Annotated in this window: 20 protein-coding genes; 4 read left to right on the top strand and 16 right to left on the bottom strand. The window is 55.2% G+C overall.

The window, feature by feature from the left end; all coding sequences use genetic code 11:
• Nucleotides 1–5: 5 nt before the first annotated feature.
• The 7 genes from pyrC to TH25_RS11940 all read right to left on the bottom strand — a co-directional run bounded on the left by pyrC (nt 6) and on the right by TH25_RS11940 (nt 7,102).
• Nucleotides 6–1,082: a dihydroorotase gene (pyrC, locus tag TH25_RS11970; protein WP_114088659.1), complete on the bottom strand. Its 1,077-nt coding sequence runs from the start codon at nt 1,080–1,082 to the stop codon at nt 6–8.
• On the bottom strand, nt 1,079–2,365 hold the full coding sequence (locus tag TH25_RS11965) for a Zn-dependent hydrolase (protein ID WP_114088658.1): 1,287 nt from the start codon (nt 2,363–2,365) through the stop codon (nt 1,079–1,081). The genes pyrC and TH25_RS11965 overlap by 4 nt, the downstream gene beginning before the upstream one ends.
• Nucleotides 2,362–3,306, bottom strand: a complete 945-nt coding sequence (locus TH25_RS11960; protein ID WP_114088657.1) for a dihydroorotate dehydrogenase — start codon at nt 3,304–3,306, stop codon at nt 2,362–2,364. The genes TH25_RS11965 and TH25_RS11960 overlap by 4 nt, the downstream gene beginning before the upstream one ends.
• A complete protein-coding gene (locus TH25_RS11955) occupies nt 3,300–4,145 on the bottom strand; it encodes a dihydroorotate dehydrogenase electron transfer subunit (protein ID WP_114088656.1) in 846 nt (281 codons plus the stop codon). Before TH25_RS11955 ends, TH25_RS11960 begins: the two co-directional genes overlap by 7 nt.
• An 11-nt stretch (nt 4,146–4,156) precedes the next feature.
• A complete protein-coding gene (locus tag TH25_RS11950; RefSeq protein WP_114088655.1) occupies nt 4,157–5,443 on the bottom strand; it encodes a TRAP transporter large permease in 1,287 nt (428 codons plus the stop codon).
• Nucleotides 5,440–5,967, bottom strand: coding sequence for a TRAP transporter small permease (locus tag TH25_RS11945; RefSeq protein ID WP_114088654.1), 528 nt, complete (start codon nt 5,965–5,967; stop codon nt 5,440–5,442). The genes TH25_RS11950 and TH25_RS11945 overlap by 4 nt, the downstream gene beginning before the upstream one ends.
• Nucleotides 5,968–6,079: 112 nt before the next feature.
• Nucleotides 6,080–7,102, bottom strand: coding sequence for a TRAP transporter substrate-binding protein (locus TH25_RS11940; protein WP_114088653.1), 1,023 nt, complete (start codon nt 7,100–7,102; stop codon nt 6,080–6,082).
• 190 nt (nt 7,103–7,292) lie between these two features.
• Between TH25_RS11940 and TH25_RS11935 the strand changes: the two genes are divergently transcribed.
• On the top strand, nt 7,293–8,183 hold the full coding sequence (locus TH25_RS11935; protein ID WP_114088652.1) for a helix-turn-helix domain-containing protein: 891 nt from the start codon (nt 7,293–7,295) through the stop codon (nt 8,181–8,183).
• A 56-nt stretch (nt 8,184–8,239) separates the two neighbouring features.
• Here the strand turns inward: TH25_RS11935 and nikE are convergent, their stop codons facing one another.
• The 5 genes from nikE to nikA are packed head-to-tail and all read right to left on the bottom strand — an operon-like array spanning nt 8,240 to nt 13,275.
• Nucleotides 8,240–9,085 carry a nickel import ATP-binding protein NikE gene (gene nikE / locus TH25_RS11930; RefSeq protein WP_220151403.1) on the bottom strand — a complete coding sequence of 282 codons (846 nt, stop codon included), beginning with the start codon at nt 9,083–9,085 and terminating at the stop codon, nt 8,240–8,242.
• On the bottom strand, nt 9,082–9,867 hold the full coding sequence (nikD, locus tag TH25_RS11925) for a nickel import ATP-binding protein NikD (RefSeq protein ID WP_114088650.1): 786 nt from the start codon (nt 9,865–9,867) through the stop codon (nt 9,082–9,084). Before nikD ends, nikE begins: the two co-directional genes overlap by 4 nt.
• Complete coding sequence (gene nikC, locus TH25_RS11920; RefSeq protein ID WP_114088649.1) at nt 9,867–10,745, bottom strand: nickel ABC transporter permease subunit NikC; 879 nt, start codon at nt 10,743–10,745, stop codon at nt 9,867–9,869. Before nikC ends, nikD begins: the two co-directional genes overlap by 1 nt.
• Nucleotides 10,742–11,692, bottom strand: a complete 951-nt coding sequence (gene nikB, locus TH25_RS11915) for a nickel ABC transporter permease subunit NikB (protein WP_258549130.1) — start codon at nt 11,690–11,692, stop codon at nt 10,742–10,744. The genes nikC and nikB overlap by 4 nt, the downstream gene beginning before the upstream one ends.
• The gene (gene nikA / locus TH25_RS11910) at nt 11,689–13,275 is read right to left on the bottom strand and encodes a nickel ABC transporter substrate-binding protein (protein ID WP_258549129.1); all 1,587 of its coding nucleotides are present in this window, start codon (nt 13,273–13,275) and stop codon (nt 11,689–11,691) included. Before nikA ends, nikB begins: the two co-directional genes overlap by 4 nt.
• 255 nt (nt 13,276–13,530) lie before the next feature.
• On the opposite strand from nikA, the gene TH25_RS11905 reads away from it, so the two are divergent.
• Nucleotides 13,531–14,298: an SDR family oxidoreductase gene (locus tag TH25_RS11905; protein ID WP_114088765.1), complete on the top strand. Its 768-nt coding sequence runs from the start codon at nt 13,531–13,533 to the stop codon at nt 14,296–14,298.
• A 175-nt stretch (nt 14,299–14,473) separates the two neighbouring features.
• On the opposite strand, the gene TH25_RS11900 is transcribed toward TH25_RS11905, so the two are convergent.
• Nucleotides 14,474–15,352, bottom strand: coding sequence for a LysR family transcriptional regulator (locus TH25_RS11900; RefSeq protein ID WP_114088648.1), 879 nt, complete (start codon nt 15,350–15,352; stop codon nt 14,474–14,476).
• 102 nt (nt 15,353–15,454) lie between these two features.
• On the opposite strand from TH25_RS11900, the gene TH25_RS11895 reads away from it, so the two are divergent.
• Both TH25_RS11895 and TH25_RS11890 read left to right on the top strand, forming a co-directional pair.
• The gene (locus TH25_RS11895; RefSeq protein ID WP_114088647.1) at nt 15,455–17,041 is read left to right on the top strand and encodes a proton-conducting transporter transmembrane domain-containing protein; all 1,587 of its coding nucleotides are present in this window, start codon (nt 15,455–15,457) and stop codon (nt 17,039–17,041) included.
• A complete protein-coding gene (locus TH25_RS11890) occupies nt 17,038–19,467 on the top strand; it encodes a YbcC family protein (protein WP_258549128.1) in 2,430 nt (809 codons plus the stop codon). Before TH25_RS11895 ends, TH25_RS11890 begins: the two co-directional genes overlap by 4 nt.
• A gap of 97 nt (nt 19,468–19,564) precedes the next feature.
• Here the strand turns inward: TH25_RS11890 and TH25_RS11885 are convergent, their stop codons facing one another.
• The 3 genes from TH25_RS11885 to TH25_RS11875 form a co-directional block, all read right to left on the bottom strand.
• Nucleotides 19,565–20,749, bottom strand: a complete 1,185-nt coding sequence (locus TH25_RS11885) for a CmpA/NrtA family ABC transporter substrate-binding protein (protein ID WP_114088646.1) — start codon at nt 20,747–20,749, stop codon at nt 19,565–19,567.
• A 3-nt stretch (nt 20,750–20,752) separates the two neighbouring features.
• On the bottom strand, nt 20,753–21,343 hold the full coding sequence (locus TH25_RS11880) for an ANTAR domain-containing response regulator (RefSeq protein ID WP_114088645.1): 591 nt from the start codon (nt 21,341–21,343) through the stop codon (nt 20,753–20,755).
• A gap of 139 nt (nt 21,344–21,482) precedes the next feature.
• Nucleotides 21,483–22,850, bottom strand: a complete 1,368-nt coding sequence (locus TH25_RS11875) for a NarK family nitrate/nitrite MFS transporter (RefSeq protein WP_114088644.1) — start codon at nt 22,848–22,850, stop codon at nt 21,483–21,485.
• Nucleotides 22,851–23,541 lie beyond the last annotated feature (691 nt).

The raw sequence follows: 23,541 nt of genomic DNA, 5'->3' as shown, positions 1-23,541 counted from the left end.
TCTGGTTACGGCTTTGCGCCCTGATCCACCGATAGTGCGTCTTCGGGATGCCAGTAAAGCGGAAATCCCGGATCAAAAACGGTAAGCATCCCCTCATCCGTCGCAATTTTTGCCGGAACATCGAAGGGCACTTCCCTTTTGACCAGCCGAATGCGTGTATCGTTGGGCGGCAGGCGATAAAAGGCCGGACCATTCAATGACGCAAAAGCCTCCAGATGGTCAAGCGCGGCTTCTTCCTCGAACACATGTGCCAGACAGGAAAGGGTATTGGGCGCGGTAAACATCCCCGCACAGCCACAGGCACTTTCCTTGCGTGCGTCAAGATGCGGAGCGGAATCCGTACCCAGGAAAAACTTTTCATTGCCCGATGTTGCCGCCCGACGCAAAGCCAAACGGTGCTTTTCGCGTTTTGCCACCGGCAAACAGTAATAATGCGGGCGAATGCCGCCCACCAGCATGGCATTACGGTTAATGATCAAATGATGGGTGGTGATGGTCGCCGCAATATTGGGCCCGCCTTCCCACACATATTGCACGCCTTCCTCGGTGGTGATGTGCTCCATGATGATGCGCAGTTCAGGCACCCGGTCAACAATGCGGCGCAAAACCTTTTCGATAAAAACCGCCTCGCGGTCAAAAATATCAATCGCCGGGTCGGTGACTTCGCCGTGTACACATAACGGAATACCCAGCAAGGCCATGCGTTCCAAAACCGGCATGATACGGTCAATATCGCGCACGCCGGAATCGGAATTGGTGGTCGCCCCGGCGGGATATAACTTAAGTGCTGAAACAAGCCCGGCCTCATGGGCCTTTGCCACATCATCGGCATCGGTGGTTTCGGTCAGATACAGTGTCATCAGCGGGGTAAAATCATGCCGGGGTGGCAGGGCGGCCAATATACGGTCACGATAGGCCCGGGCATCATCCCCGCGCACCACGGGCGGTACCAGATTGGGCATAATAATCGCACGGGCAAAATTGCCACTGCTATAGGGCAATACGGTGCGCATCATCGCCCCATCGCGCAAATGCAAATGCCAGTCATCCGGGCGGCGCAACGTCAATTCTGTTGCGGTCATGCGGCCTCCGAATGGGTGAGATATTCATACAAAACCGAACTTGCCGCCATGAAATCATCAATCTCCATTGCCTCGCGCGGGTTGTGTGATCCATTCCGGTTACGAATAAAGATCATGCCGGTTGGCACCCCGTTATTGGCAAAAACGGCGGCATCATGCCCCGCCCCGCTGGGCATGACATAATCCTCAAACCCAAGGCGGCGCATCGCAGCCGAAATACCCGCCACCACATCGCCATCACACAGGGCCGGGGCCACACCCAGTTCGTCATCCAGTTCAAACCGGACTTTGCGGTTACGTTCGACAATGCGCATATGGGCACGCAGCAAATCGCGCATCGCATCCAGTGTCGAGGCATCCTGACTGCGCACATCCAGGCTAAAGGATATGCTGTCAGGAATGCGGGCAATGGCGTGCTTTTGCGGGTCAGTCCCCACAACGCCGCTGGTTAACACCAGGTCATCGCCCTTTTGCAAAATCGTATCCCAGTCGTCATCCAGGCGGGTAAACAGGTCGGCTGCGGCCAATACCGGGTCGCGGCGATAGGCACGCGGCACCGCGCCGGAATGTCCTGCCTCACCAATGCAGGTAATCGCCTTGTGGCGGAAATTGCCACGAATGCCCGACACATTAGCAACCGGCAAATCCTTGTTCACCAGCAACGGCCCCTGTTCGATATGCAGTTCGACATAGGCCAGCAGGCAGGACGGATCAAACAGCTTTTCCCCTGCCTTCACCGGGGCCATATCAATGCCAATCTCGGCCATATGATCGGCCAGCGGGCGATTATCGCCCTTGTGACGGGCCGAAAGCTCGGTCGTGCCCAAAAGACCAAACAGCGCCTTGGAGCCAATATAACACGGGCCGTACCAGGCACTTTCCTCGCCGCGCAGGGCAATTACCTTAACCGGGCGGGCAAAGCGGCGGCCTTCGTTTTTGGCACGTACCAGGCACATCAAACCGGCAAGGATACCGGCCAAACCATCAAAATTGCCGCCATTTGGTACGCTATCAGCGTGCGAGCCAACCAGCACAAACTTTTCGGCTGCCAGGTCTTCGGGCAGGGAAAACAGCGCATTGCAGGCGGCATCAAATTCCACTTCAAGCCCGTGCTTGCGGGCAAATGCGACCAGATAATCAATCGTTGCGGTTTCGATGGCCGAATAGGCCGGGCGGCTAACGCCTTCGGTATCGGCGGTTTGCGCACCTATATCGGCAAACAGGCTGGCAACAAGGTCACGGTCCTGCTGCGAGAAGGTTGATCGGGGAACGATCGTGTTCATGGTGCGGCCTCCATAAAGACAACGGTGTCGGCGGCTTCCTCGTCACGGACACTGCCAATCAGGTCGCGAACCGAGGGAATGTTATGTTCCGTCAAATAGGCCTCAAGCGCGCCAATCATTTGCACCATCACGGTCGGATGAATGAAGGTCGCTGTCCCAACCTGTACGGCAGATGCCCCGGCAATCAGATATTCCAGCACATCATCAATGGTGGAAATGCCGCCACAGCCAATAACCGGAATATCCACCGCCTTGGCACATTGATAGGCCATGCGCAGGCTGATCGGTTTTAGCGACGGGCCGGAAAGCCCGCCCATCAAATTCCCCAAACGCGGCTTGCGCGATTTAACGTCAATCGACATGGACAGCATGGTGTTGGAAACCACCAGGGCGTCGGCCCCGCCTTCCTCGGCGGCACGGGCGACGTCGGATGTTTCGCCGGTATTGGGGGTCAATTTCGCCCATAAGGGCAAATCGGTCGCCGCACGCAATTTGCGCATCACATCCAGCGTGGAAGCCGGGCGCATGGCAAAGGCCTTGCCGTCTTCCTCGATATTCGGGCAGGAGATATTGACTTCGATCGCCGCCACGCCGGGCACGCTGATTTCCTCGCACAGGCGGGCAAATTCATCGGCGGTGTTGCCGGAAATACTGACCACCAGCGGGCTGTTATAGGCCTGATAAAACGGCACCATATCGGCAATAAACGGCCCTACCCCCTTGCTGGGAATGCCAATCGAATTCAGCATCGAACCCGAAACTTCGCACACACGCGGCGTTGGGTTGCCCTGACGAATGCCGCGTGTGATGGTTTTAGTCACCAATGCTCCCAGTTGGTTGAGGTCAAAAACCGTCGCCAGATCCTCGGAGAATGTGCCCGAGGCGGGCATGATCGGGTTTTTCAGGCACAAATCGCCGATCTGAACGGAAAGATCTACCATCCCATTGCCTCCTGAAGGTCAAATACCGGGCCTTCCTTGCAGACCCGTTTATGCACAATGCCGTTTTCCGCCCGGAAGGAGCGCACACAGCACTGGCACATGCCCAGCCCGCAGGCCATTTGCTGTTCCAGGGCAATTTCGCCGGGAATGCCGTGCTTCGCACCCAGTTCCTGAAGCAGCTTCAGCAACCGGTTGGACCCGCAGGTATAAAAGGCATCAATGCCCGGACCCGCGATCAAACCTTCAATCACACCCTGCAAATGGGCTAGGTCAGAGGTTCCTTCTCTGTCAGTAACGGTGATAATCTCCGCACCCAAATCGCGGAAATAATCAATCGACATCAGCAATTCGGGCGAACGGGCACTACAAATCGCGGTTAGTTTTTTGCCCAGGCGCTGTGCCTCCAGCGCCAAGGGTGCCAGCGTTGCCAGCCCCACACCACGGGCGAGCAACAACAGGTTTTGCCAGTCATCGGCAATATGGAAACCCTGGCCCAGCGGCCCCACAACATTCAGGCTTTCACCGCTTTCAAGTTCGGCCAGGGCTGCCGTCCCCTCGCCCGCGATTTTATAAAGGAACTGCAATTCGCCCTTTTCCGGGAAATAGCCATAGATGCTCATGGGGCGGCGCAGATAGGGCTGATGCCCCCCGCGCACCGGGCACTGGATGTGAAAAAACTGGCCCGGCGTGCAGTTCAGAATCTCGGCCGGGGCATCAAGGATCAGCAACCGGTAGTCGTTATTGACCGGCATATTGCTTTTAACCAGGCATTCACTTTCAAATACCCGTTCGTTCGCCGGAACAGAATCCGGCGTGACATGTAGGACAGCGGCAGTCATTGGACGTTTCCTTACCTAAATAACAGGTTGGGAATAAACAGCGAAATCTGCGGAATATAGGTAACGATCAACAAGGCAATCAGGTTCGCCGCCACAAAGGGCCACACCCCGGCAATGATCTTGGTAACGGGTTTATCCAGCGTCGATGACGCCACAAACAGATCCAGCCCAAAGGGCGGCGTGATCATGCCCAGGCTGATATTGAGCGTGACAATCATACCCAAATGAACCGGATCAATGCCCAGACTGGTCGCCACGGGAAACAGCGGCGGCACCAAAATCAACAGGGCCGAATTGGGGTCAATGAACATGCCGGCAATCAAAAAGCAGACATTGAGGATCAGCAAAAACAGGATCGGTCCGGCATCAATCGCGGCCAAAAAGGACGAAATGGCCGTCGGCACATGGGCCAGAGTCACAAAAAACGACAGCACACCGCCAAAAGCCAGCAGGATAAAAATCACCGCTGTGGAAATGGCGCTGGCTTCGCAAATGTCGACCAGCTTGCGAAAACCAAGTTCACGATAAACCACCCCCTCGACAAAAATGGCGTAAACCACACTTACGGCGGCGGCTTCGGTCGGGGTAAAGGTGCCCGAATAAATACCGCCGAGAATAATCACCGGCATGCCCAGCGCCCAGCCAGCGGCGAAAAGGGCATCAAGGCGCTGCTTCCAGGGCACGCGCGGGCGGGCGGTTACATTTTGCCGGGCGGCATGGACCATCACCAGGGCAGCAAAAATCAGCGCCAGCACCACACCAATGGCAAGGCCACCGGCAAATAGCTGTGCCACCGACGTGCCCGTCATCCAGCCATAGACAATGAAGGTAATCGAGGGCGGAATAAGCAGGGCGGTTTCGGCACTGGAAACAATCAGGCCCAGGCTGAATTTTTCCGAATAACCGCTTTTGCGCAATTCCGGGTAAACCATACCACCCAGGGCGGCCACCGTGGCCGGGGCCGAACCGGAAACCGAGCCAAATGCCATCGAGCCACCAATAACGGTATGACCGATCCCGCCGCGCGTATGGCCCAGCATCGCACTGACCAGCCCCATCAGGCGACGGGTGATCTGGCCCGATGCCATCAATTGGGCGGCAAACAGGAAAAACGGAATGGCAAGCAGGGTGGAATGGTTAATGCCGCCCAAAAGTTTTTGAACAAACACCACATCGGGAAGCCGTCCGTAAAAAACTTCCTTGATAGCAAGGGTCGGAATGCCGAGAACCAGCAACATCTCGAAGCCCAATGCCATTATCACGACAGTCGCTGCAATAATTGCGGCCAACAGCATCATGCGGCTCCTTTTTCGGATGTTGTGGGGGTATTGGCAGTATCGGGGGTGAACCGGTCAATCACGCCAAACAGGCTCAGGGCATAACGCAGCCCCAAAAGAACAAAACCGATGGTCGGCGCAAGATAGATCCAGCCCATTGCAATATTAAGGGTCGGGCTACGCTGGCCGGAGGCAAACACAAACTGCACCATCTCGATGCCAAGACGGGTGGTGTAAATTGAAAACAACACACCGCTAATATCGATCAGGCCAAAAACGAATCGGCGGACCGGCAGGGGCATGGAATCCCTAAAGGTGGTCACACCCACATGGCGCTTGCGTTCCAGGGCCAACCCCAGCGCACAGAAAACCAGAAACAGATTAAGCGTCTGAACGGCTTCCTCGATCCAGGAAAAATCACTGGAATATTGCGGCGCAACCTCGCGCACCACAACGCCCAGGGTAAAAAGCCCGACCATCATCAAAAAGATGGTAACAAGAAAAACACGCTCGGTGGTTCTAAGAACCTTTAAAAGCGTCGCCATGTGCAGTCTCCCCGGCATCGTTTATATTTATCGCTGGTGCCGATGATTGGAAAATTTAAAAACAAAAATGGCGGCACAGTGCGAAAAACCGCACCATGCCGCCATTCGATGATTAGTTACCAACCACGTCGGCATAGGCCTTTTCATACAGGCCGATCAGCTTTTTGCCTTCGTCACCGGCACGCTCGATATAGGCGGCCTTGGTCGCCGGATAAACTTCCTCACGCAGGGCTTTGCGTTCTTCCGGGGTGGCAACACGCACATTCATGCCATTCTGTTTAACCACTTCCAGGGCGGCGGCAACCTTGTCAGCCTTGTCCTTGACCAGGTCGGGGATCACTTCATGGAAGGTATCGACAATCACCTTGCGGTAATTTTCCGGCAGGGAATTCCAGAATGCCTCGTTAAACAGGATCACGTCTTCCATTGCGCCGTGATCGGACACAACAAGGTTCTTCTGAACTTCGTAATATTTCATGCGTTCGATGGTATCGAGCGGGTTTTCCTCCCCATCGACAACGCCCATCTGAAGTGAGGTGTAAAGTTCACCAAACGGCAGAGCAATCGCGGAGGCACCCATTGCCTTGAACTGTTCGATCAGGATGTTGGAATCCATCACGCGGAATTTCTGACCGGCAAATTCTTTCCAGTCTTCAATCGGCTTGTTCGAGGTGAACTGCTTAAAGCCGTTCGGCCACAGGCCAATGGCAACCACACCTTTTGACGAAAACGACGCCAGCAATTCCTTGCCAAAGGCGCTATCACGAATCGCCTGCGCCTGCTTGAAATCCTGCGGCATCAGATAGGGAATATCAAGAACCGACACCGCCGGGTTAAACCCGCCCAGGAAAGCCGCCGGGGAAACCGTCGCCTCAAGCACACCAAGCTGGGTGCCTTCGGTCATCTGGCGCTGATTGCCAAGCTGGCCTTGCGGATAAATTTCAAATTCAACATTGCCGTCGGTGCGTTCATTCACCAGCTTGGCAACTTTTTCCAAATAGATGTTCCGGCTTTGCTGCGCTGATTCCAGATGGCCGATCTTTGCAACAAATTCGGCAGCCTGCGCGGAAAACGCAGTCATACCCGAAATGCACAGCGCGGCAGCGAATATTTTCGCCGGTGTTGAAAACGTCATTAGTTGATGCCCCCTGACAGGTTTCGACAAATCGAAAAATGAAAGGCCATCTTCCCAGCTTCATCACACAAGTCAATAATTTTCTCAAAAAAGAGATTTATGAAAAAAAATCTTAATAATTGAGATTTTTTGAAATTTTGCGCTATAGTCAGATATTCTGATTTGCCAAAACAACATGCGACACAGTGACATGAGTGCAGAAATCGCGGGAGAAGATATCGGCCAGCGGATCAAGGCGTTTCGCATGGGCAAAGGCATGTCGCCCGAGGAACTGGCCGAACGGATCGGCGTTTCGCGTGCTGCCATTTATCGCTATGAGGGCGGCCATCCCCCCAAACTTGATACTCTTGGCAAAATTGCCGACGGGCTGAATGTCACCCTGCCCAATCTTCTGGGTGTCGGCGTGGAATATATCGGGTCTGCCGTCAGCTTTTTTGAACGGATGCGTCAGCTTGAAGAAAATGCGGATCAGATCAGCATGTTGTTTGACCCGGTTTCCTATCTTTTGACCACCGACCGGTTTGACGAAATCTTACCCACCGTTCTGACCGAAAGCATCCCTGAAGACGCATCAGACCGGACAACAGCACTGCGCGATGTCGATGCGCTGATGAAAATCCTGAAACAGCGCAAGAAATCGTTTCGCGAACGCACCCCCAATACCGTTAGCCTGGTCTGTGCGGCCGAACTGTCGCAATTTCTGCGCACCGGCTTTGTCGGCACATTTGCGCCCAGCCGGGCCGATCTGGAATTTCGCCGCGACATTGCGCGCAACGAAATCAAAAACATCGCCCGCCTGTTACGCGACCAGCCCATTGGTACCCAGGTGGGTGTGATTGTTGATTCCATGCCCGGTGCCACCTTCCAGCTTTTTAAACAGGGCACGGAAACCCGTGTCGTTGTCAGCCCGTTCCGGTTGGGCACATTTGCCAATATCCGCCTGGGTGTCGCCACCGTAAGTGCTGCGCCCGAAGCGATCGAGCTTTATACCGAAATGACCAACCGCCTGTGGCGACGCAGCCTGAAGGGCGAAGAAGGTGCGGATTATATTGAACGCGAAATTCTGGGGTGTGACCTGTAAGGGTCAAACAGGTACAGGGGCTGTTTGAACCTCCCTAAAACCGCTTCTTGCCAGAATCAGAAGTTGGCAACCATTGGCTGCCTGTCGGTTTTGCCAACATGATCCGGATTTACACAGCCTTTGGGCCAGGCCGGAAGAATGGCGTCCTGCAACAGTTTGCCAGCCGGATGCACCAAATGAACCTGCCCGTGAACCCTTGTTTCCTCGACAATTCTGCCGCCATCCATGACCAAAACGCGCGAACAAAACCGTTCCACAAGGCGCAAATCATGGGTAATAAACAGAAATGACAGGCCGGATTTTTCCTGAAGCCCGCGCAGCAGATCCAGGGTTTGTATCTGCAATAGCAAATCAAGGTTCGATACCGCCTCGTCCAGAATGACGAGTGACGGGTTCGGGGCCAGCGCGCGGGCAATACAAACACGCTGGAGCTGTCCGCCGCTCATCGCGACAGGATGCTTTTGTGCATCCCCGGCGGATAATTCAACCGATTCCAGTAACGCTGCAACCCGCCTGTTTTGCTGTTCCGCCGTCATATCGGTTAAATGGCGCAACGGTTCGGCAATAATGTCGCCCACTGTTTTTCGCGGGTTTACGGCTGAAATGGAATCCTGAAACACCATTTGCACGGCACAGCGCATCGCACGACGGTCGGCAGATGACAGGCGGTTCAGGGATTGTCCTTTAAACCGGACCACGCCACGGGTTGGGGTTTCCAGACCAATCAACAGGCGGGCCAGCGTGCTTTTGCCACATCCGCTACGCCCCAGAAGAGCAAGGGTTTCGCCCTGGTTAATATCCATCGACACATCCTTTAACACCGCCTGATAGCGCGATGGCCCCAGCAATGAAGAACGACGATAGCCATGTGTAATATCATGGGCCGATAAGAGCGACATCACGAAACCTCCTGCCCGTAAAGTGACAAATGTGCCGCAACCAGATTGCGCGTGATCTGATGGGAAGGCCGTTCAAACACCTGATGAACCGGCGCCTGTTCAACGATTTTTCCGGCATCCATCACCGCGACATCATCGGCCAGCCGCGCAACCACGCCCATATCGTGGGTGACAAGCAAAATGCCCATTCCGCGACGCATCACCACCCCTTCCAGCAAATCCAGGATGTGTTTTTGCACCACAAGGTCCAAGTCGGTGGTCGGTTCATCGGCAAACAGAAAGGGCGGATCCCCCAAAAGCGCCAACGCGATCATCACCCGTTGCAACATGCCGCCGCTCATCTCGAACGGATGCAGGTCAAGGATATGTTCGGGCTCCTCCAGCCCCACATCCTCAAAGGCGGCAATAAGGCGCGCATTCCCGGCATCCCGAGGCAGGCCAAGCGCCTTTAGGGTTTCGCGCGCATGGGCCTTCATCGTCATGACCGGGTTAAAGGCGCTGCGCGGATTTTGCATGATCGAACTGACAATCCTGCCGCGCAGGGTGGCAAAATCAACGCCTGCACCATCCAGCGTGACCTGCCCTGACTGCCGCATCACCCCGGCGGGCAAAACATCCAGACATGCCGCACAGCTTAGCGATTTTCCCGACCCGCTCGCCCCCACCAGCGCCAAAACCCGGCCCGATGCAATATCCAGCGACAAACCGTCAACCAGCTTGCGGATTTCGCCATTCTTTTGTGTTGTGACCGTCAAATTGGCAATCGACAGGGTTGAAGGTGCCATCAATGAACATGCTCCGCACTCAGGTGGGGATCAAGCCGGTCCCGCACCGCATCACCCATCACGTTAAAGGCCATGACGCTTAGAAACAGGGCCAGGCCGGGCCAAAGCATCAGCAGCGGTTGGGTCCAGATGAATTGGCGTGCATCGTTGATCATCACCCCCCATTCCGGTGTCGGGGGCATCACGCCCAGCCCCAGAAACGACAACCCGGCGACATGCAGCATGATATGCCCGATATCCAGCGTTGCCAGCACCAGCAACTGCGACAGGGTTGCGGGCAAGAGATGTTCGGTGAAAATGTGCACCCGCCCCGCACCGGCCAGCCGGGAGGCCAAAATATAGTCGCGATGGCGCAACGACATGACGATACTGCGCACGATGCGCGCATACCAGGCCCAGTGCGACAGGGCGATTGCGACAATCACATTGACAAGCCCGGTGCCCAGCATGCCAATCATGAACAGGGACAACACCAGGGTAGGAAAGGTCATGAAAATGTCGGTCACACGCATGATCAACTGATCCGCACGCCCGCCCAGAAAACCCGCAGTCCCGCCCACCAGAATGCCCACGGTCATGATCGCGACAAGCGAGATGGCCACCGCACCCAGCGACACCCGCGTGCCCGCAATCAGGCGTGATAAAATATCGCGCCCCAGATGATCCGTACCCAGCCAGTGGGCTGCACCAGGGGCAAGCAAACGATTGGTCAAATCGACCTCGCCGGGATCAAACGGCATGATCCAGGGGCCAAATACCGCCAAAACCGCCAGGGCCATCACCAGAAAAGCCGAAACCTTGACCAGCCAGCTTGCATTCCCCAAAAAGGCAAAGGTTGCCGCCAGCGGGCGGTTACGTTGTTGTGCGATGCTGATCATGCCTTTTCCTCCACCCCCAGGCGGATCCGCGGATCAAGCCACGCATACACAATATCAACAATCAAATTGCACAAAACGAACACCAGCACCATCATCAGGGTAAAGCACTGGATCACCGGATAATCACGATTGAAAATCGCCGAAACGGCATAGCGGCCCACACCCGGCCAGCCAAAAATGCTTTCGATCACCAGGGTGCCGCCAATCAATTCGCCTATATGCATGCCGGTTGCCGTCACAATGGGCAAAAGGGCGTTGCGCAATATGTGCGACCGTTCAACTTTGCCCGCCCCCAACCCGCGCAACCGGGCATAATAAACATGCCGCTGCCCGGATACTTCAAGCATGCTGGCCCGTAACAGCCGGGCATTGATGGACAGGGACATAAAGGCAATGGCAAGGGCTGGCATAATCATCTGGCTTGCACTTCCGCGCCCCATTGGCGGCAACCAGCCCAACTCGATGGAAAGCAGCCACACCAGCAGGAAGCCGAGCCAGAAATTTGGCATCGACACCCCCAAAAACGCCACCAGCCGCACAAACTGGTCGGGCAAACCATCGCGATGGCGTGCCGCCCATATCCCCAGCGGGATCGACACAGCCAGCGTTAACAGCAGCGCGACACCGGCAAGTTGCAGGGTTGCGGGCAGATAGTGCAAAATATCGGGCAAAACCGGGCGTTGCAGCGCATAAGACACGCCGAAATCAAAATGCAGGGCATTACCCAGCCAGGTAAAATACTGAACCGTAATTGGCAAATCCAGGCCCAGCATCTGCCGCGCATTTTCCAGCGCCTGGGGCGTTGGCGGCACGCGCGATAACCGTAAATAATCCATCGCCGGGTCACTTGGCCCCAAACGCAACATCAAAAAGATCGCAATCGAGGCCACAAACAGCATCGGGATTAAGAACAAAAGCCGCTTGAGGGTAAAACGAAGCAATTTCATGGCGCGGCGAGCCCCAGTTTTTCAAAGGGAATTTCGCTGGCCATTGCGCCAAACGGGATGTGGCCCAGTTCCGGTTTGGCAACCGCCACCGCCGTGACATAGGTCAGCGGCAGATAAACCGCCTCGTCATGCAGGCGCGTTAAAATATCGCGATAAAGGGCGCGGCGTTTTTCCGCGTCGGTTTCAATCAGGGCTTGCGAAATTTCGGCATCAATCTTTGCCTTGTCGGGCAGGCCAAGCTGTGCCTGATAATCGGCATGGGATGGCACGCGCATCGAACTGACAAAGGCATGCGGGTCATAGGGCGCGCCCCATGTGCGGTTAAAGATCATGCCAAACCGGCCATCGCGCTGGCGGGCATAGATGCTGCTTTCTTCCTCGCCCATCAAGGCCACATCAATGCCGATTTTGCGCAAATCCGCCTGCACAATTTCGGCAATGGATTTGGCAACCGCATCGGTACCGACAAAAGAAAGATCAATCTGAAGCGGCTTGCCGTCCTTGATCCGGATTTTCCCGCCTTCAGGCAGAAGCCAACCATCCTGATCAAGCAAGGTGGATGCCTGATCGGGGTCAAATTCATACGGTTTCAACCCAATATCGGCATAAGGCACATTCGGGGCAAACAGGGTATCGGCCCGTTTCTGGGTACCATACAGGACCTTGTCGATGATCAAATCCTTGTTCACCGCATGATTGATGGCAAGACGCACCGCCAGATCGCGCGTCGGACCGCGATGGGTATTTAATGCCAGCATCTGACTTTCAAACGGGGCGGATAATGCGGCAAGATAACGGCCTGACGTGCGAAACCGTTCATAGCTATCGGGTGAAATCGGGCCATCGGTGCCGTAAATCAGGTCAATCTGACCCGTTTCAAAGGCCACGGCCCGGCTGTTCGGATCGGGAATAACCTTGACCGTAATTTGCTGGTAAAACGGCTTTGGTCCCCAATAATGATCGTTGCGAACAAAAACATCCTCCTCGCCCAGGCGGGTTTCGCGCAATATCCACGGCCCGGTACCAATTGGTCGCTTGATACCGTTCATCGTGCCACCATCAATAAATTGCGACGGGGCAATAAAACGAAACGGACGCGGCAGGGCCAGTTCCTGCAAAACCGGGTAATAAGGGTCCTTTAACGTCAGGGTAACGTCATATGGTTCGTCGGCTGTAACATCGACAATCTGGTTGGCCAGTTCCAGCCACGCATGGCGCGGGCGATTGGCCAGCACAGCGTTAAAATTGGCAACCACGGCTGCCGCATCAAACGCTTCGCCATTGGAAAATGTGACATCCTGGCGCAACCGAAAATGATAGACCCGGCCATCGTTCGATACCTGCCAGCTTTCCGCCAGCCACGGCCCCACCGTGCCATCAGCCCGATATTTCACCAGCGGTTCATAGACCATGTTTTGGGCGAACATCTGATTGGGTGCATAAAGATGCGGGTTCAGCGGCCCCACATTCACCGGCCAGGAAAAATTAAGGACCGGACCGGCAACACCCGGCTGCGCGCCCATCATCACGACGACAAGCACCAAACACAAAAAACCGATCCGTCTTGCGATACGATTCCACATTAATCCCGCACCAAATGTATGAAATTTTGTGAAAAGTTCATACATTTGGTGCGACAGGAAAGTCAAGTCACTGCGCCAAAATCTTTTTTCACGAAACAATCGAGCGAAAATGCAACGTTTGGCGGTCTTTCAGACTATGCGCTGCACCTGATCCGGGAAACTGCCCCAAAATCTGCTATAACGACGGTTACGCTGCATATATCAGCAAACCTTTTGCAAACCCAAAGACTGAAAACCATCTCCAAAGGAGGAACCATGTCGCTGGAACTGTTCTCGCTGACGGGAAAAACAGCCCTGATTACCGGGTCGTCCCGTGGTCTTGGTCGCGCCTTTGCCGAAGGACTGGCCGCTGCCGGTGCATCCGTCATTTTAAACGGCACCAATGCACAACGCCTTGAAACCGCACAGAATGAAATGTCGGCGACCAGAATGAAGGTAAAAACATCCCTGTTTGATGTCACCGACGAGGCAGCGATCAAAAGCGCCTTTCACGAATTTGACCAGACCGGGACCGAAATTGACATCCTGATCAACAATGCCGGTATCCAGTTTCGCAAACCAATGCTGGAGCTTGATACCGCCGACTGGCAACGGGTGATCGATACCAACCTGACATCGGCCTTCATGATTGGCCGTGAAGCCGCCAAACGCATGGTCAAACGCGGCCACGGCAAAATCGTCAATATCGGTTCCCTGACCAGCGAACTGGCCCGCGCCACCGTTGCACCCTATACCGTTGCCAAGGGCGGCATAAAAATGCTGACCAAGGCAATGGCTGCCGAATGGGCCGAACAGGGCCTTCAGGCCAATGCCATTGGCCCGGGATACATGCTGACCGATATGAACGAAGCCCTGACATCGGACCCAAAATTTGACGCCTGGGTCAAGGGCCGCACCCCGGCACGCCGCTGGGGCAAACCGGAAGAACTGATCGGCACCGCCATTTACCTGTGTTCCGATGCGTCAAATTATGTGAATGGCCAGATCATCTATGCCGATGGCGGCATGATATCGGTTTTATAGGATATGATATTCTGTCGGTAAACGGACCCAAAACCGTGCTGCGCGCCAAGAAGCCTGAATAATCGGCCGTTTTGATGTCGTTGAACTTTTTTTAACGGCAAAATCCGCTGCTACGACACCCCCAATCCGCAGGCACGGTACATCCACCAACAAGGACTGGCAGTTGACGACAGATTCACAGAATATCAGATGCAAACAACTGAGTCATCGCCGAATTGGGAAAACGGCGACGCATTGTAACGGCATAGAATATCTCGACAATTTCGGGCAGCACCCGTGCCTCGACCAGGTCGCCTTTTTCAATCTCGTCTTTGACAACAATTGGCGGAATAACGGCGACACCCGCCCCTTCGCGCGCCAAAAGACGCATCATCGCCATATCATCCACCTCGGCGGCAATTTGTGGTGCAATTCCCAGGCGGTCGCATAGCGCATCAAACCCCATGCGCATCCCGCTGGAAAAAGATGGCAAAATCAGCGGAGCTTCTTTGAGCAACTGCTGAAGGTCATCCCCCTCGGCACACAGTTCGGGCACCCCGATCAACCCGACAGGCTGGGTATCAACGGTTTTCACCACAAAACCCGATAGGGCATCGGCATCGGGGGGCTGATTGGTCAGAACCACGTCAAGCTGCAATGCCTTTAACGCACTCAACAATTCCGCCGAACTGCCTGACCGAAGGACCAGTTCAATATCCGTATTGCCCAAAACAGGCCGCAAAAATGATAACTGAAAGTTACGCGACAATGTTGCAATGGCCCCGATGCGCAAGGGGCGGCGCGCCACCCCGGCCTGTTTAAGCGTGTTAACCAGTTCCCGCCCGGTGGCGAAAATCGCGTCCGCATGGTCCAGCGCAATCCGGCCGGCCTCTGTCAAAACAAGGGACCGGCCCCGCCGCTCGAATAACTGCTGACCCAGCCTTTCTTCCAATTGTTTGATCTGGCTTGATAATGCCGACTGCGACACATGCAACTTTTCGGCCGCACGCGTCAAATGCCCTTCATGGGCCACAACATGGAAATACCGCAGATGATGATAGTTGAACTCGGCCATATCGTTCACTTAAACAGAACAAAAACATAATAACTATATATTTTTATTTATCACGCATATGCCCCTATTGTCTGCGCAATTCGAGCAGAGAGGGTTTATTCCGTGATTGCACTATCATTCCTGCCATTTTTAACCGTCATCAGCCTGGCACTTGCAGGGTTGATCGGCTTCGCTGGCGGTCATCATCTGACAAAGCGCGCCGAACAGCTTGTTAAATGCCTGGCTGTGGCTGCGCTGGTATTTGCAGCATGCAGCGCCCTTTTTCTGGGTGTGAACGGACAAACTCATTTTACCTTGCCGATCTACGGCGTATTGGCGTTTCACGGTCTGATCGACCCCGTCAGCATCACCATGTTGTGCCTGGTCGCGTTCCTGGCCTGGGTGATTGTAACCTACGCCCTGTCCTATTTGCGCCGCGAAGGCCGCCAGGGCACCTTTATCGGCTATCTCGGGCTGACCCTTGCCAGTGTGTCAGCACTGGTTCAGTCCGCCAATTTGGCCCAGTTCGCCTTTTTCTGGATATTTACCAGCCTGATGCTGCACCGGTTGCTGCTGTTTTATGGCAACCGGCCCGCCGCAAAACGGGCGCAGCGCAAAAAATTTGTCATTGCCCGGTTGGGGGATGCCGCCCTTCTGGGCGCGTTCTGGCTGATCTATCAGCATTTTGGCAGCCTTGATATTTCAACCATCGCTGCAAACGCCCACACCCTTGCGCTGAATGGAACGGCAGGCTGGATCGTCGGGCTGCTTGCCATCGCGGCCATGATGAAATCGGCACAATTCCCCACCCACGGCTGGATTATTGAGGTGATGGAAACCCCAACCCCGGTATCGGCCCTGCTTCATGCCGGTATTGTCAATGCAGGCGGCTTCCTTTTGATCCGCCTCTCAGACGTGGTGGTGATGGCACCATCCATGATGGTGTTAATCGCCCTGCTGGGTTTATTCACCGCCATCTTTGGCAGCATCGTCATGATCACGCAGCCTGCCGTCAAAACCCGGCTGGCATGGTCCACCATTTCGCAAATGGGTTTCATGATCCTGCAATGCGGGCTGGGCCTGTTCGCCCTGGCGCTGCTGCATATCGTTGCGCATTCGCTTTACAAGGCCAATGCCTTTCTCTCGTCGGGCAGCATGATCGAAAAGCTGCATAAAATCCGCCAGTGCGGGCCGCAACGAACCGCCAGTTCGCTTCAGCTTGCCACCGCATTTGCCCTAAGCCTGCTGATCTGCATTCTTGCCAGTGTGATTTTTGGCGCGGCCCATGATCCGGCTGTCATCGCGCTAAGTGTGGTGGTTGTCTTTGCCATCTCGCAATTTGCGCTTTCGGTGCTGGGTGAAAACGGCATTTCGCGCAAATTTGGGGTCGCTGTTCTTGGGGCGATTGGCGTGTGCGTCGCCTATTTCGGCTTTCACACGGCGGCAACCTACGGCACGGCGGCGTTCTTCCCGGTCTGGCAAGGCAGCTCTGCCGCCATCTGGGCACTAAGCATCACGGTGATCATCAGCTTTGCCCTGCTTGGTTTGATGCAAACCGGGCTGCTCGCGGCCCGGCATCGGGCGGGCAGGTCAGCCCGCCTTTATATCCATATCAGCAACGGCTTTTACATTAACGCCTATATCGACCGGATTGCCGGCACCTGGCGCAGCCAGGGCAGCCGCGCACCGCAGAGCGGAGAAAAAGCATGAATATAACCGTTAATCCCCAAACCTTCGCCTCGGACAAAAACATGCCGGTCGCTATCCAGGACGCCATTGATCATGCCACCGCGCAAATCGCCCCGGCCTGGCCCCTGGAAAATACGGTGGCCGTCAATCCGTTTGTCGGGCAGGCCGATATGCGGCTGGCACAGGTTGCTACCCTGCATCAACGGCTTGCAGGGACCGACATTCTGATGCCAGCCAATTGGTATCAAACCAAAATCAGCACCGGCGAGATCACAACAGCGGCCCTGCAACAGGCCCTGAAGGCAGCGCCCTATCCGGACAAACCGGCATCTGTCGCCGACCTCATCGACAGCCTTGCCCACATCACGACCGCACCGGCCAAAATCAAAACCCTGGCCGAAAGTGTTGCTCTGGCAACCCGGACAGCCTGGCCGACCATCATCAATGATTGCATTGGTCGCTGGGCCGCCTGCCATTTTGATCAGGGGGGTGCGTTATGGAAAGGCGCGTTCACCACACAATCTGCTTGGAAATCATGGCAGGCCTGGGCCAGCAATGATAAAACCGCCGAAATTCTGGGTCTGGCGGACTTTTGTTCTGTCATTGGCGACCTTCCAGAAGACGGGCGGACCGCGATCGAAAAAATCACAGGCATCCTTAATCCATCGCACGCGGGGCTGGCAAACCAGTTCCACCAGGCGCTGTTATCGATCAATGGCTGGGCACAACATGCGCGGTATCTGCGCTGGACGGCAGAGCTTGACGGACGTTCCGACGACACGATCATGGATCTGCTTGCCATGCGGTTAAGCTGGGACCTGGCGCTATATCTGGCGTTTGAGACCCGCCTTCACACCGCCTGGCCGGAAACCCTGGACGCCCTTACGCAACCCATCACGCCAGCGACAGCCAATATCGTGCGGGAAATTGCGCAAACCGCCTATGAAAACAGCCTTCAGCACAGTCTGGCGGAACATATCGCAACAGATGCCCCCGCCAAACCGGCGCAACAAGCGCCCTTCATTCAGGCGGCATTTTGCATTGATGTGCGTTCCGAAGTCTTCCGGCGCGCCTTTGAATCCCTCTCGCCGGATATTCAAACCCTGGGCTTTGCCGGTTTCTTTGGCCTGCCCGTTTCCCATCAGGGGGCGCAATCCGCCCTGTGCGAACACCGCCTGCCGGTTTTATTGGCCCCGGGTCTTGAGGCAGCGACAGGTATCGCAGCAAAATCCGATGCCATGATGAATGAACTGACCAACAAAACCATCCGTCCCCGGCATCAGTTCAAAACAGCCGCCCTGACCTCCTTTGCCTATGTCGATGCCATCGGCCCGGCTTATTTGTGGAAACTGGCAAAACAGACGCTTGGCTTTGGCAGTGGTAAAAAGGCTTCTGCCGCCGCCCCGAAACCGGCCTTTAAAACGTCGCTCGATGAAAACAGCAAATGCGATATTGCCGAAAAAGTCCTTCGGGCAATGTCCTTTACCGCAAACTTTGCCCGGATTGTGCTGCTGGCCGGGCACGGCGCAAATGTGACCAACAACCCGCACAAAAGTGCCTTGCATTGCGGGGCCTGTGGCGGCCATACGGGCGATGTGAATGCCCGGTTGCTCGCCGATTTGCTCAATGACCAGGGGGTGCGCGACGGGCTTGAAAAACGGGGTATCTCCATTCCGGACGATACCGTTTTTATTGCCGGTCTGCATGATACGACAACCGATGCCATGACCCTGTTTGACAAGGACATTGACCGGCCCACAGACAATGCCGCCCTGGCAAAACTGCGCGATTTCCTCGCCCAGGCCGGTTCCCTTGCCCGCAGCGAACGGGCCGCACGGTTGCCCGGGGCCGATAATGCCCAGGCCATCATGGCCCGTGCCACCAACTGGTCGGAAACACGGCCGGAATGGGGGCTGGCAGGGTGCAAATATTTCATCGCCGCCCCCCGCTCCACCAGTGCCGGGGCCAACCTCAAGGGCGAAAGCTTCCTGCATGATTATGATTTCAGGGCCGATGCCCAAAATGACTTTGCCGTTCTGGAATTGATCCTGACCGCCCCGGTTGTCGTGGCAAGCTGGATCAGCCTGCAATATTATGCCTCAACGGTCGCCCCGGAGCTTTATGGCGCGGGCAACAAGCTGTTGCACAACGTGGTTGGCGGCATTGGCGTTTACGAGGGCAATGGCGGGCATCTCAGAACCGGCCTGCCCATCCAGTCCGTGCATGACGGCAACACATTTGTTCATGACCCCGCAAGGTTAACAGTGTGTATTGATGCCCCGACGGATGCCATCAACACAGTGCTGCAAAAACATCCCGCTGTCCGCGCCCTGTTTGACAATGGCTGGCTGCATCTTCTTGCCTTCAATAACGAAGGCAAACTTGACCACCGCTATCTCGGCGATTGCAAATGGGAAGATGTTTCCCGGGCACGGCACACGGACTGACACCGGAGAACAAAAATGAAAATTTGACTGCCGGATACAAAATCACACCGGTTTTATATCCGGCATCATCCCGGCCTGCGCCGTTCCGGAACTGTGGTCATGACAGACCGTCGCGATACCCAAAAACACTGTCATCAAGAAACCTGTCCGGACCGACCAGCGACCGGTCCGGTGCATCGGCAGCACCTTCGATGCGCGAATCATTTTGCGGTACCAGAACATCCAGCCCGGCAACAGCCATACGATACAGGTCCGGACGGTAAACATCAGGAATAACCCGATCAAGATTTACATCCCCGGGAATTTGCCCCCACCGTTTCATTTGCTCGCCCAGCCAACGCCCCTGCGAAAGCCAGGGGAATGTGGCTGTATAACGGTAAAAAACATGGCGGTCGGGCATTTCAACAGGTGGCTCCCCCGGTCGCAACACCGGCCTGCCACACAGCGATGCCTTCAGCACCTCGAACGGGGCACCGACATTGGCTTCCTCGGATAAAATATGGGCCAGTTCAAGACGGTTGCCGGGCTGATCGGCCCATTCTGCCGCACGCACCAGGGCACGTACCAGGGCAGCAACCACATCGCGATTGTTTTGCACCCAGTCTTCACGCAGGCCCAGTACCTTTTCCGGGCTACGCGGCCAAATATCGTCTTTCAGCGCAACAATAACCCCGTCGCCATGAAACACGGCGCGCTGGTTCCAGGGTTCGCCAACACAATAGCCATCAACCCAGCCATTGCGCAGGCTGTCAAACATGCGCGGCGGCGCAATAACGCCAATATTGACATCCTGATCAGGATCAATACCGGCAGCAGCCATCCAGTAACGCAATTCATAATTGTGGCTTGAAAACGGAAACACGGTCGCAAAGGACAGCACGGGGCGGCCCGCCGCCTTGTCCTCGTCAATCACTTTTCTCAATGCCCGGGCCGAAAGGCCGCGTGGCCCCATCATCGCATACGGGTCCGCCTTGAGCATTCTTTGATAAAGCGGGGTGGAAACCGTAATCGCGTTTCCGCCACGGCCCAACGCCATTGGCACCACAATATTCTGCACGGGCAATCCGCCCAGCCCCAGACGGCCGGCTATCGGAATACCGGCAAGCATATGCGCCGCATCAAAAACACCAAAAGACAGCTTGTCGCGAATGGCCGCCCAGGACAGTTCACGAACAAGCTCAAGTTCAATATTTTCACGTGCGGCAAACCCCATCGCACGCGCGACAACCGGAATGGCACAATCAACAAGCGGCACAAATCCAAGACGAACCCTGTTTGCCATTACTTAAAACTCCAACTGAAACGCCGTGATGACACTTTGCGCGATCTCATAGATCTTGCGGTTCTGCTTCATCGCGTTTTTACGCAGCAGGTTATAGGATTCTTCCTCGGAAAGGCCTTTTTCCTTCATCAGCAGACCCTTGGCCCGCTCGATCAGTTTGCGTTCACTCAGCTTGGCCTGTGCCTCGTCACGTTCGCGGCGCAACTGGTCAAAGGCGTTAAACCGCGAAATCGCCATATCCACAATCGGACGAATGCGGTCCTGGCGCAAGCCATCAACAACATAGGCACTGACACCGGCAGAAACCGCCTCCTGGATCATGGAGGCATCGCTTTGATCCACGAACATGGCGATCGGGCGCGCAATGGCGCGCGATACCTGAAACATCTGTTCAAGGGTGTCGCGGTCCGGGTTTTCAAGATCGATGATGATAATGTCGGGTGCCAGCGCCTGAATGCGGGCAACCAGATTATGCGACGTTCCAATGCGCGATACCCGCGCATATCCGCTTTCGACCAGGCCGCGTTCGACAATGGCGGCACGATCGGGATTCTCGTCGATCACCAGAATGTTGTATTCTTCCAGCTTTACCAAGTTACCCCTTAACTCCCTGACAGCCCTTGCGGGCCTGATCTCTCGAAACTCTTTTTATATCCCGGCCTTTTTCGGGTCCGGGTATGTCCCGGAGTGCGATATGCGCCGCACCCCGGGAAAAGTCTTGTGGCAGATTATATCATTCTGCCGCAACCGGTGTCGCGCTTGCACTTGAGGCACCCAGACGCTCGGCATGGGCGCGATCAAAGCGTTCCTTCTCCTCGGCCTGGGTTGCCTGCGAGAAACGAACGGCCAAAGCGGCAAACGAGCAAACGGTCACGGCAATACCAAGATACAAAAGCCCCTGTTGATAGGTCAGGCTTTCGGATTTGAACAAAAAGCCCGCCGCAACCGCACCGGCATTGCCACCGGCACCGACAATCCCCGCAACCGCGCCAAGGGCCCGGCGATTGACAAACGGCACGATACCAAATGTTGCACCTTCAGACATCTGGACAAACAGCGAGAAGACGATCATCACCGCAACCGCGACCAGCAGGGCTTCCATCTGCGAAAAGGCAACAAGCGCGATCCCTTCGATGAACAGGGCAATGAACAAAAACTTCACCCGTCCCGAAAGACCGCTTTTTGCGGCAAATTTATCCGAAAATACGCCCCCCAGGGTCCGGGCAAAAATATTCATCAACCCAAACAGACCCGCAATCATGCCCGCTGTTGCCAGCGAAAGTTCAAACTGGTCATAGAAATAAATGGCGGCAATGTTGTTGATGGTCAGTTCCACACCAAAACACGCCCCATACACCAAAAACAGCGCCCAAACCCGATAATCGGAAATGGCTGCCAGCATGCCTTTGGTCGCACCGGCATGATCATCTTCCGGTTTCAAAGCACCGCTTTTGCGCATATCGGCATAGTTGCCATCCGGGCAGTCCGTGGTGAAGAACCAGTAAAGGGCCGCCACAACCAGCATGATCGCGCCCGGAAATACCATTGCCAGACGCCAACCCATCGTTTCGGAAACACCAAAACCCAGCACCATCGCCAAAATCAGCGGCATAACCATTTGGGTGACACCGCCCCCAAGATTGCCCCAGCCTGCCGTTGTCGCATTTGCCGTACCCACGACATTGGGCGCGAACATCATCGAGGTATGATATTGCGTGATGACAAAGGATGCGCCGATAGAACCGATGGCAAGACGGGCCAGCAGGAACGTCTGATAACTGTCGGCAAGCCCGATCAGCATGACAGGAAGCGACCCAAGCACCAAAAGACCGGTATAGGTCTTGCGCGGCCCGATCTTGTCACAAAGCGGACCAATCAGCAGACGGACCAGCACCGTAATGGCAACTGATGCAATGATGGTGCTGCCGATTTCACTTTTGCTAAGTCCCAGGTCATCGCGCACCAGCGGCATGAGCGGCGCGATCCCGAACCAGCCAAAAAAACATAAAAAGAAGGAAAGCCAGGTAAGGTGAAAGGTGCGCATCTGAACAGTCTTGAGACTGAAAAGATTGATGCGCGTAGCCTTGTTCTTGATTTCCATGATGTGAAGCCCCTCTGTTTGGTCGTGCAGAGCAGACATCTGCGACAAACGACCGACGGTTTTTCCTCATGGGTCTCATGCTGCATCGGGAAGATGTCCGCAGGCGACCCGTCATTCGTACTGGAAAGGCTGCGCGGCAATCCGCGCGGCTGTTCCAAACGTCTGATCGTCCGCCGTTGGACGAAGAACTGTGAGCCACCCGTCATTGGGCCTGCTTTCGTCAAAGCCGCTCACACACGGGGTTAACCTGCAAACGGCAAGCCAGTTTTTTCGCAATGCGGTAAAAATAGGGCAAGGTACTGATTTTTAAAAATATTATATCATCGCATTCGCGAGGGGAAAAACTCGCCTGACGCACGAGATCAAAAAATGCACAAAAATACACCATACACTTTTAATGATGATTATTTTTTAATCATATTGCCATTCCAGGAATGTTACCCTTGCCAGGGGGGTTGCGTTTCTCGACAATATTTCAGATAGTTAGAAGATAACCGGTCAAATTTTCTTTTCTGGCATGGCACTTGAATGAGTTAACGCAGGAGCGCAGGCAGAGCCGCCCGCTGCCCAGGCTGAGAAGCCGATTACATATATAAAGAATCCAATGACGGGTTCACCGGATAACGACGTCCGTTGCGAAATGCCTTTTTTACAGGCAGGCCGCATCGGGCGTTTTTTTGTGCCAACTTCG

Source organism: Thalassospira profundimaris, from assembly GCF_003326755.1.
Lineage (GTDB): Bacteria > Pseudomonadota > Alphaproteobacteria > Rhodospirillales > Thalassospiraceae > Thalassospira > Thalassospira profundimaris_B.
This window is presented reverse-complemented; position numbering and strand designations above follow the sequence as displayed.

Bases quoted from the DNA above. Each gene is read 5' to 3' on its own strand.
- nikB (WP_258549130.1), bottom strand. From the start codon at position 11,692: ATGAAATTGCTTCGTTTTACCCTCAAGCGGCTTTTGTTCTTAATCCCG.
- TH25_RS11905 (WP_114088765.1), top strand. From the start codon at position 13,531: ATGTCGCTGGAACTGTTCTCGCTGACGGGAAAAACAGCCCTGATTACC.
- pyrC (WP_114088659.1), bottom strand. From the start codon at position 1,082: ATGACCGCAACAGAATTGACGTTGCGCCGCCCGGATGACTGGCATTTG.
- nikA (WP_258549129.1), bottom strand. From the start codon at position 13,275: ATGTGGAATCGTATCGCAAGACGGATCGGTTTTTTGTGTTTGGTGCTT.
- TH25_RS11940 (WP_114088653.1), bottom strand. From the start codon at position 7,102: ATGACGTTTTCAACACCGGCGAAAATATTCGCTGCCGCGCTGTGCATT.
- TH25_RS11945 (WP_114088654.1), bottom strand. From the start codon at position 5,967: ATGGCGACGCTTTTAAAGGTTCTTAGAACCACCGAGCGTGTTTTTCTT.
- TH25_RS11875 (WP_114088644.1), bottom strand. From the start codon at position 22,850: ATGGAAATCAAGAACAAGGCTACGCGCATCAATCTTTTCAGTCTCAAG.
- TH25_RS11935 (WP_114088652.1), top strand. From the start codon at position 7,293: ATGAGTGCAGAAATCGCGGGAGAAGATATCGGCCAGCGGATCAAGGCG.
- TH25_RS11960 (WP_114088657.1), bottom strand. From the start codon at position 3,306: ATGGTAGATCTTTCCGTTCAGATCGGCGATTTGTGCCTGAAAAACCCG.
- TH25_RS11950 (WP_114088655.1), bottom strand. From the start codon at position 5,443: ATGATGCTGTTGGCCGCAATTATTGCAGCGACTGTCGTGATAATGGCA.
- TH25_RS11890 (WP_258549128.1), top strand. From the start codon at position 17,038: ATGAATATAACCGTTAATCCCCAAACCTTCGCCTCGGACAAAAACATG.
- TH25_RS11885 (WP_114088646.1), bottom strand. From the start codon at position 20,749: ATGGCAAACAGGGTTCGTCTTGGATTTGTGCCGCTTGTTGATTGTGCC.
- TH25_RS11965 (WP_114088658.1), bottom strand. From the start codon at position 2,365: ATGAACACGATCGTTCCCCGATCAACCTTCTCGCAGCAGGACCGTGAC.
- TH25_RS11900 (WP_114088648.1), bottom strand. From the start codon at position 15,352: ATGGCCGAGTTCAACTATCATCATCTGCGGTATTTCCATGTTGTGGCC.
- TH25_RS11955 (WP_114088656.1), bottom strand. From the start codon at position 4,145: ATGACTGCCGCTGTCCTACATGTCACGCCGGATTCTGTTCCGGCGAAC.
- nikD (WP_114088650.1), bottom strand. From the start codon at position 9,867: ATGGCACCTTCAACCCTGTCGATTGCCAATTTGACGGTCACAACACAA.
- nikC (WP_114088649.1), bottom strand. From the start codon at position 10,745: ATGATCAGCATCGCACAACAACGTAACCGCCCGCTGGCGGCAACCTTT.